We start from the raw sequence: 2,657 nt of genomic DNA on the forward strand, positions 1-2,657 counted from the left end.
AGCCGGTGGCGGCCCCGGCCGCCGAGGCACCCGCTCCGGCCGCCGAGGCCGAGCCCGCCGCCGAGAAGCCGGCGCGCGCCCGGCGCACCCGCAAGCGCGTCGAGGCTCCGGCCGGTGCGCCGGAGGCTCCCGCCGCCGAGGCGGTCGCCGAGCCCGAGCCCGCTCCGGCCGCCGAGGCCGAGGCCGTCGAGGAGAAGCCGGCTCGCGCCCGGCGCACCCGCAAGCGCGCGTCCGCCCCCGTGCAGTCGCCGGCGGTGGCCGAGGAGCCCGTGGCCGAGCCGGTCGCGGAGGAGGAGCCGGAGGCCGAGGAGCCCGCCGCCGAGGCGGTCGCCGAGCCCGAGCCCGAGCCGGTCGTCGAGGCCGAGCCGCCGCGCGCCCGCCGCCGGGCCGTCCGCCCGTCCACCGCGATCTTCCAGGCGCCGGTGTTCCAGGAGCCCGCGCCCTACACCGCCCCCGCGGCCGCCGCCGCGAAGGCCCCCGCCAAGGCCGCCGAGCCGGCCCCGGCCGCCGAGGCCGAGGCCGAGGAGCCGCAGGCGTCGTCCGACGACGAGTTCGAGTACAGCGGCGTCGGCCGCCGCCGCCGGGTCCGCACCGCGGTGCGCGTCCAGCAGTCGGCCAAGCCCGCGAAGGCCGCGAAGACCGCGAAGGCCGCCCCGGTGGCCGCGCCCGCGCCCGCCGTCGAGGCCCCCGCCGAGGCCGAGGAGCCCGCCGCCGGCCCCGAGCAGGACGCCGAGTGGGAGGACGACCGCCCGTCTCGCCGCCGCCGTCGCGGTGGTCGCCGCCGCCGCCGCGGTGAGGCCGAGGACGCGCACGAGACGGCCGAGGCCGAGGGCGCCGAGGCCGCCGAGGAGGCGTCCCACGAGGAGCCCGAGGGCCACGACGAGGCCGAGGACGACCAGGACGACGACCTGGCCGCCGGCCTGTCCTCCTCGCGCCGCCGCCGTCGCCGGCGCCGCCGCAGCGGCGAGGGCGGTGCCGAGCAGGCCGAGACCACCGAGGACGGCGTGCGCACCGTGGTGAAGGTGCGCGAGCCGCGCCGCCGCTCCGCCGAGCCCGCGTTCGACCCGGACGAGGTGCAGTCGATCAAGGGCTCCACCCGCCTGGAGGCCAAGAAGCAGCGCCGCCGCGAGGGCCGCGAACTGGGCCGCCGCCGCGTCCCGATCATCACCGAGGCCGAGTTCCTGGCCCGCCGCGAGTCCGTCGAGCGGGTCATGGTGGTCCGCCAGAACGGCGCCCGCACCCAGATCGGCGTGCTCGAGGACGGCGTGCTGGTCGAGCACTACGTCAACAAGGAGCAGGCGACCTCGTACGTCGGCAACGTGTACCTGGGCAAGGTGCAGAACGTGCTGCCGTCGATGGAGGCCGCGTTCGTCGACATCGGCAAGGGCCGCAACGCCGTGCTGTACGCGGGCGAGGTCAACTTCGGTGCGCTCGGCGGCCACGGCGGCCCGCGCCGGATCGAGTCGGTGCTGAAGTCCGGCCAGTCCGTGCTGGTGCAGGTCTCCAAGGACCCGATCGGCCACAAGGGCGCCCGGCTGACCAGCCAGATCTCGCTGCCCGGCCGCTACCTGGTGTACGTGCCCGAGGGCTCGATGACCGGCATCTCCCGCAAGCTGCCGGAGAACGAGCGGGCCCGCCTCAAGCAGATCCTCAAGAAGATCGTCCCGGACGACGCGGGCGTGATCGTGCGCACCGCCGCCGAGGGCGCCTCCGAGGAGGAGCTCACCCGCGACGTCCAGCGCCTCCAGCAGCAGTGGGAGGAGATCCAGAAGAAGGCCGCCACCGGCAACGCCCCGGCGCTGCTCTACGGCGAGCCCGACATGACCGTCCGGGTGGTCCGCGACATCTTCAACGAGGACTTCACCAAGGTCATCGTCAGCGGCGCCGACGCGTGGAACACCATCCACGACTACGTCTCCAACGTCGCCCCCGACCTCACCGAGCGCCTGCAGAAGTGGACCTCGGACGTCGACGTGTTCGCCACCTACCGGATCGACGAGCAGCTGATGAAGGCGCTGGACCGCAAGGTCTGGCTGCCCTCCGGCGGCTCGCTGGTGATCGACCGGACCGAGGCGATGGTCGTCATCGACGTCAACACCGGCAAGTTCGTCGGCCAGGGCGGCAACCTCGAGGAGACCGTCACCCGCAACAACATCGAGGCGGCCGAGGAGATCGTCCGCCAGCTGCGGCTGCGCGACCTCGGCGGCATCATCGTGATCGACTTCATCGACATGGTGCTGGAGTCCAACCGGGACCTGGTGCTGCGCCGCCTGCTGGAGTGCCTGGGCCGCGACCGCACCAAGCACCAGGTGGCCGAGGTCACCTCGCTCGGCCTGGTCCAGATGACCCGCAAGCGGGTCGGCCAGGGCCTGCTGGAGTCCTTCTCCGAGCCCTGCGTGCACTGCAACGGCCGCGGCGTGATCGTCCACATGGACCAGCCCAGCCACAGCCACGGCTCGCACACCGCCGCCGCGACCGGTGCGGGCGAGGGCGGCGGCAAGCGCCGCCGCCGGGGCCGCGGCGGGGCCGGCGGCGCCGAGGCGGACGCGGTCGAGAGCACCACCGAGGCGATCGAGGCCGCCGCCGAGGCCGTCCTCGACGTGGTCGAGGACCTGGAGCCGATCGAGGAGCTCGCCGACATCGAGATCGTCGAGGAG

The 2,657-nt window shown here is 75.1% G+C and carries 1 protein-coding gene; it reads left to right on the top strand.

Annotated features, from left to right (window positions below; all coding sequences use genetic code 11):
* The coding region (locus ACFUEL_RS38155; protein ID WP_380242576.1) for a ribonuclease E/G at positions 1 to 2,657 on the top strand (2,657 nt) is incomplete at both ends.

This window comes from Kitasatospora sp. NPDC057198 (genome assembly GCF_042670125.1).
Lineage (GTDB): Bacteria > Actinomycetota > Actinomycetes > Streptomycetales > Streptomycetaceae > Kitasatospora.